Origin of the sequence: Nostoc sp. UCD121 (genome assembly GCF_014222285.1) — a bacterium.
In the GTDB taxonomy this organism is placed as follows: Bacteria; Cyanobacteriota; Cyanobacteriia; order Cyanobacteriales; family Nostocaceae; genus Nostoc.
On sequence record NZ_JACKZS010000297.1, the window covers coordinates 1 to 6,983 of the forward strand.

4 protein-coding genes are annotated in these 6,983 nt (G+C 42.5%); 3 read left to right on the top strand and 1 reads right to left on the bottom strand.

What is annotated here, in order from left to right; translation table 11 throughout:
* Positions 1-196: 196 nt before the first annotated feature.
* Complete coding sequence (locus GNF10_RS33750; protein WP_114080276.1) at positions 197-1,816, bottom strand: SUMF1/EgtB/PvdO family nonheme iron enzyme; 1,620 nt, start codon at positions 1,814-1,816, stop codon at positions 197-199.
* A 509-nt stretch (positions 1,817-2,325) separates the two neighbouring features.
* Between GNF10_RS33750 and dnaN the strand changes: the two genes are divergently transcribed.
* From dnaN to GNF10_RS33765, 3 genes are all read left to right on the top strand, one after another.
* Positions 2,326-3,489 carry a DNA polymerase III subunit beta gene (gene dnaN / locus GNF10_RS33755; RefSeq protein WP_114080277.1) on the top strand — a complete coding sequence of 388 codons (1,164 nt, stop codon included), beginning with the start codon at positions 2,326-2,328 and terminating at the stop codon, positions 3,487-3,489.
* 588 nt (positions 3,490-4,077) lie between these two features.
* Positions 4,078-5,664, top strand: a complete 1,587-nt coding sequence (locus GNF10_RS33760; protein WP_185584553.1) for a B12-binding domain-containing radical SAM protein — start codon at positions 4,078-4,080, stop codon at positions 5,662-5,664.
* Positions 5,665-5,892: 228 nt separating this feature from the next.
* A complete protein-coding gene (locus GNF10_RS33765; protein WP_185584550.1) occupies positions 5,893-6,936 on the top strand; it encodes a DUF2891 domain-containing protein in 1,044 nt (347 codons plus the stop codon).
* Positions 6,937-6,983 lie beyond the last annotated feature (47 nt).

The following is a 6,983-nucleotide window of genomic DNA, read 5'->3' on the forward strand; positions in this document are numbered from 1 at the left end:
ATTTTCCTGATAAAACTTAATTAAGTATAATTACTTTGTGAAAAAGTACCCATGTTTTTCCACAAGTTTTCCACAGGTAGTTAACTTACCTAATATCATATCCGATTGAACACAAAGTCCTGACTTTAATCCCTTTCCTTGGTAAGGAGGTTTTGTGTAGCAGAACCAGCGAAAAGGACAAGAGTGTAAAGGTATACTAAGTCCTAAGTGACGCAGCAACCACAACCCTAAAACCCACCTCGTTGTACCTAACGACACGTGCGACGCTGTAGCGAATCGCCGATCGGCAACGCCCCGGATTGAAGTACCACGAACCACCACGAAGCAGCCGATTCTCATTAGGACTTATCCAAGGGCTAGCGTCTGTTGGTGCTCCGTTATAATTTTCGTGCCAAGTATCTTGACACCATTCCCAGACATTACCATGCATATCAAATAAACCAAAAAAGTTTGGTGGAAATTTTCCGACATCTGTTGTTTGACAAAGAAATTCACCCTTTGACCCAGAATTATAGGTGTAGTTTCCATCATAATTTGCTAAATCAGTCGTAATCGTCTCACCAAAATAAAATGGAGTAGTCGTTCCCGCACGACAAGCATATTCCCACTCTGCCTCACTAGGCAAGCGATAGTTTTTACCTGTTTTGTTAGACAATCTTGCACAAAACTCAACTGCATCATCCCAAGAAACACACTCAACAGGTCGGTTAGCACCTTTAAAGTTGGATGGTTCGGAATTTAAATCAATATTCACCTTTTTCAGCGTAGCTACAATAGCCCATTGGCTTTGTGTAACTGGAAATTTACCCATGAAAAAGGGTTGAACGGTAACAGTGTGCTGTGGACTTTCATCACTGTATCGTTCTGGTTCATTCTCTGGGGAACCCATGAAGAATTGACCACCAGGAATTGCAAACATTTCCAGAACTACACCATTGCCCAAATTTTCTGTAAAAAGCTTTGCTTCCTGTTCTTGCAGAAGTTTTTCTGCTTGCCGTTTTTGATACTCTACTTCTTGTTCTTTCTCTACGCAAACTACATCTTCATCCTTAAGCACATAGTATTGTTGTAATTTTTTTAATTCATTTTTAGCTTTTTCATTCAATGGATACCCTTGTTCATCTATAAAATTTGTCAAGAATAGCCTGTATTTGTCTATATGTTTCTTATATATGCCGTAAGGCTCTAATGCTTTCTCTCGGATTGCACTGGCTTCTAAATCTGTTAATTTTAACTTTTCCTGTAAATCTTTCAAGATTTCAGATTCCACAAGAGAAATCTCACCATCAGACGCAAATTCTTCAGCTTGCTGACGATACTTAACTATGGCGGCTTCCCTACTTGCCTGTTTTTCTTGACGCTCCTTAATTAGTTGTTCAGCAGCAAACTTAATTCCCTGAGCTACATTTGTGAATGCATCGTCTTGATTATTCCAAGATTTAACAGGTAAGGCATTTTTGGGCAGAGCCTGTAGTTTAGCAAATGGTGCCGATTGCCAAGAAACGTTTCGCAGAATAATTGGAATGACAAAAGCCTCTCCAGCTTCGTGGCGTTCTATTGCTTTGGTAACTTCAATATCCCAACAGTATTTAGAGTATATAAAGTCTGAACTGACGAGCAATAAAATGATATCGGCTGTGTTCAAATTTTCATTAATCTGCTGATCCCATTCTTTTCCAGGTGGTATTTTGCGATCGTGCCAGGTTGAAATTACACCTTGCCGTTCCAACATAGTAAGATGTTTAGCTAATTCATCCTTTAGAGGTTCGTCGTTGTGAGAGTAGGAACAGAATACCTTGAGCGACACCTCTATCATTTTGCGTCTTTAGGAATAGCATAAATTAGGCTTTTCACAAATTATAGTATGTTTGCGTACTACACTGGGTGACTGGAAGTCGCTGCTACACAGACAAAACCGCCTTTTCTATCTATGGAACGCTACGCAAAGGCGGGTTAAAAACTTTGATTTTCTGTCAGTTACAGACCTAACCCCCAGCCCCTTCCTTGCAAGGGAAGGGGAGTAAGATTCAAAGCCCCTCTCCTTTTAGGAGAGAGGTTTGGAGAGAGGTCAAAGTCATTGCATCTATAGATGCGTAGCGGCTTCCCGTAGGGTACGAGAACCGCTATATGAACCCTATTGGATTTTAGCTAACTGACGATCGCAGCCGATGCCCCATTCATAAGATCCATTTACAGAAGAAAGCTTAACAGAATCGGCTGCTAAAGGATTGGTGAGTTTGGAATTTTACCCTTAAATAACTTCATTAGCGATCGCCTATAAACGATAAGGATGTTACCATATCCTTCACCAGCTGAATCTCACTTATGAAATTAGTTTGCTCCCAAAGCGATCTCAGTACAAATCTCTCACTCGTTAGTCGTGCAGTACCTTCACGACCAACTCATCCAGTACTTGCCAATGTGCTGTTACAAGCGGATGCTGAAACTAACCAAGTAAGCTTAACAGCCTTCGATCTCAGCTTGGGAATCCGCACCAGCTTTAATGCAGAGGTATGGCAAGGAGGTGCGATCGCACTTCCTGCTAAGTTACTTGTAGATATCACCTCCCGTCTTCCAGAAGGGGAAATCACTTTAGACGATGAATCAGCCCTCACAGGCGCAACATCCGGTGGAGAAGGTTTAATAGTTACACTCACACCCAAAAGTGGACATTACCAAGTCCGAGCAATGGGGCCAGAAGAATTTCCTGAACTACCTGTAATTGAAAATACAGAAGTAATTTATCTCACCACCGCCGCATTAGTTGAGGGATTACGGGGTTCATTATTTGCTACCAGTGGTGATGAAACTAAACAAGTACTGACGGGAGTGCATTTAACAGTTAAACAAGATACCTTAGAATTTGCAGCCACCGACGGACATCGCCTAGCAGTGGTAGAAACTAGCAACGAGCGTCCACTAGGCGGAACGAGTCAACTAGAGGTGACAGTACCAGCGAGAGCATTACGCGAACTCCAACGGATGCTAGCTCATAGCGCCTCATCAGATGAACCTGTAGCTTTATATTTCGATCAAGGTCAAGTTGTGTTTGCATGGCAAAATCAACGCTTGACTAGTCGCACATTAGAAGGGCAATATCCTGCTTATCGACAATTGATTCCGCGTCAATTTGAACGACAAGTGACAATTGAACGGCGACAATTTGTCAGCACTTTGGAACGGATTGCTGTGCTAGCCGATCAAAAAAATAATATTGTCAAACTTAGTATTGATAGCGAAGCTCAAGAAATTACCTTATCTTGTGAAGCTCAAGATGTGGGTAGTGGTAGAGAGTCAATGCCGGCGCAGATATCTGGAGAAAACATTGAAATTGCTTTTAACATTAAATATTTGATGGAAGGCTTGAAAGAGTTACCATCTTCCGAAATTCAAATGCACCTAAATCAAAGTCTAACTCCAGTTATTTTTACACCATTGGGTGGTTTGAAAATGACCTATTTAGCTATGCCTGTGCAACTGAGAAGTTGAAGAAGAGGCAGGAAGCAGGGGGCAGGGGAGAAGAACAGATTCAAACCTCTTTCTCTTTATTGAGATGTTGTTTAGAAAATGTCATATAACACCCTAAAAATTGTTGAGCAAATCATTAAATTTATGACTTTCGTTGCAGGGGCAATTCATGAATTGCTCCTACGACAGATATAGTTCAAATACATGAAAACTGCTGTAAAAGGATTTGGCGATAAATAAAGACGGGTTGCAGCCCGTCTAAAAAATAGCTTGAAAGTGCAAATACACCTTGTATAGTTATTGAAAATAACACAGTTAATTTGCTCAGAGTTGCCAATTTGCCAAGTGGCTTTCCATATTTGCGGGCTGTCCTTGCTCCCTGCCCCCTGCCTCGTTCAAGTGAAGTTAAGGCAGATACCCGCACTTTCGGAGTCCTCCCTAGTATAAAAGTAGTAATAATTGCCCTTAAAAAATATTGTTTCGTTTAAATCAGTCATAGTAGAATTTACAGCTACTGCATACAAAAGCTTCTCTAAGTGTTTTACCAGAGCGGCGAAGTTGTATTTGAACTCAAGCAGCAGCTAAGATCAAGGTTTATAAGCATAAAATATGAACGTTTTACTTCTATACCCCCTTTTTCCAAAAAGCTTTTGGTCTTTTGAAAAAACCCTGGCTTTATTAGACCGTAAAGCAATGCTACCGCCTTTAGGTTTGGTAACTGTAGCCGCGATATTACCTCAAGAATGGGAGTATAAGCTAGTAGATCGAAATGTTCGTGCCTGTACGGAAGCAGAGTGGGCTTGGGCCGATTTGGTTATCATGTCGGCGATGATTGTGCAAAAAGAAGACTTGCTCTGTCAGATATTAGAAGCAAAACGGAGAGGTAAACGGGTAGCTGTGGGTGGGCCTTTCCCGACAGCATTACCAGATGAAATGACATCTGCCGGAGTGGATTACTTGATATTGGACGAAGGGGAAATTACCCTACCCTTATTTGTAGCAGCGATCGCACGCGGCGATCGCACAGGTATCTTTCGCTCTGGCGGTGAAAAACCAGATGTTACTAACACTCCCACCCCTCGTTTTGACTTGCTAGAGTTCGAAGCTTATGCCGAAATGTCGGTGCAATTTTCCCGTGGATGTCCCTTCCAGTGTGAATTCTGCGACATTATTGTGCTATATGGTCGCAAACCTCGCACCAAAAACCCAGAACAGCTATTAGCAGAACTTGATTATCTCTACAAACTGGGTTGGCGGCGCAGTATTTTTATGGTGGATGACAACTTCATCGGTAATAAACGGAATGTCAAATTATTTTTGAAGTCTCTTTTGCCCTGGATGGTAGAACATAACTATCCTTTTTCTTTTGCGACAGAAGCCTCAGTTGATTTAGCCCAAGATCAAGAACTGATGGATTTGATGGTAGCGTGTAATTTTGGAGCCGTTTTTCTGGGAATTGAAACCCCCGACGAAGAAAGTCTCACTTTCACTCAGAAATACCAGAATACCAGAGACTCACTCAGTGATGCGGTGAATAGGATTACCCGCTCAGGGTTGCGAGTTATGGCAGGGTTTATTATTGGGTTTGATGGCGAGAAAGTAGGAGCCGGGGCGCGAATTGTCAAGTTTGTTGAGCAAACAGCAATACCCACGGCCTTATTTAGTATGCTGCAAGCGCTTCCAGATACAGCCCTCTGGCATAGATTAGAAAAAGAAGGACGACTCCGCAATAAATCGGCCAACATCAACCAAACCACGTTGATGAACTTTGTCCCAACTCGACCGTTAGAAGACATTGCTCGTGAATATGTGCAGGCGTTCTGTGATTTGTATGAGCCAGAGCGGTTTTTGGAGCGTACATACAAACACTTCCGGCTTTTGGGCGAAGCAACCTATCCGAAAAAGGGCAAAGCTGCTAAAAAACCATTGAACTGGAAAGTACTCCGAGCATTTCTAATCATTTGCTGGCGGCAGGGTGTACGTCGTCAGACGCGCTGGCAATTTTGGCGCAACCTGTGGAGTATGTATCGGCATAATCCGGGTGGAGTCAGTAGTTACTTGGCCGTTTGTGCCCAAATTGAGCATTTCTTGGAGTATCGCCAAATTGTTCGGGATGAAATTGAAGCTCAAGTGGCTGATTTTCTGGAAGCAGAAGCTAGGGTAAAACCTGAAACGCAAGTGATGGTTAATTCCTAGTGAATTAAATTTGCAATACCTTGTAATGCTAAAAGGGGTTGGGGATTGGGAAGAGCGTGAAAAAATGATGTTTGGGGCTTTAACCCGTCCTAAATACTCAGTTCCCATTCCCCTGCATTAAAAACGCTACGCTTTTACGCAAAACTGTACTAAGTAATCGGCAAAGAAAAGGAGATAAGCACCTAAATTTAATTTTTAATTTTTAATTCGAAGCAAAGCGACGTGACTATGCCACTCGATAATTTGGAGATTAATGAAGCGATCGCAGTACAATTTGCTCAATTAGTACTGGATTGTATTGAGCGGGAGTATCCTAACAGTATTCTGCGTTGGGCTGAGAGCGACGAGGATATAAAACCACCGCGTCAATTGACTCCTGCTTTTTATGGCTGCTTAGATTGGCATTCAGCCGTACATGGTCACTGGTTACTGGTACGTCTGCTGCGTCACTTTCCTGAAGCCTCTTTCCATGCAGCGTCAAAGCAAGCACTTGGGCAAAGCCTAACACCTGAGAAAATTCAAGGAGAGATTGCCCATTTTCAACGGCGACCATTTTTTGAATTTCCTTACGGTGTGGCCTGGTTTCTGCAACTGGCTGCGGAACTTCACGAGTGGAATCATCCTCAAGCGAAAGAATGGCGGGTTGTATTGGAACCGCTAGAAAAGTTGATTGCTGATAACCTACAGCGCTGGATTAACGAACTGAAACTGCCAAATCGCACAGGGGTGCATAGCCAAACAGCTTTTGGACTTGGTTTGATGCTAGATTGGGCAAGGATTACCGAAAATACTGATTTTACTCAGTTATTGGAGAATAAAGCACGGCAATTTTATCTTAGCGATCGCAACTACTCCTTACAATTCGAGCCACTTGGTTACGATTTTCTCTCTCCTGGACTTGCTGAAGCAGACTTAATGCGGCGAGTCCTGCCAACAACAGCTTTCACTGACTGGCTGACGGATTTTCTTCCCCAAATACCCATTGATAATTCAGCAAATTGGTTAGAACCTGTCAGGGTAGATAATCCTCAAGATTATATGCAAGCTCATTTCTACGGACTTAACCTCAGTCGTGCGTGGATGCTTGAGGGTATCATATCTGGATTGGCAAATAGCGATCGCCGCATCGAAACACTCAACTCTGCTGCTCTTCACCATCGTCAGCATGGACTTACAGATGTTGTAATTGAACATTATGCAGCTAGCCACTGGCTAGGAACTTTTGCCGTTTATCTCTTAACGAATCGTGGGTTACAAGGGCAAATTATTTGAACCGTCTGAGTGAGCTAAAAATGTATAAAAACTGTTTAAATCAGGGT

Bases quoted from the DNA above. Each gene is read 5' to 3' on its own strand.
- dnaN (WP_114080277.1), top strand. From the start codon at position 2,326: ATGAAATTAGTTTGCTCCCAAAGCGATCTCAGTACAAATCTCTCACTC.
- GNF10_RS33765 (WP_185584550.1), top strand. From the start codon at position 5,893: ATGCCACTCGATAATTTGGAGATTAATGAAGCGATCGCAGTACAATTT.
- GNF10_RS33750 (WP_114080276.1), bottom strand. From the start codon at position 1,816: ATGATAGAGGTGTCGCTCAAGGTATTCTGTTCCTACTCTCACAACGAC.
- GNF10_RS33760 (WP_185584553.1), top strand. From the start codon at position 4,078: ATGAACGTTTTACTTCTATACCCCCTTTTTCCAAAAAGCTTTTGGTCT.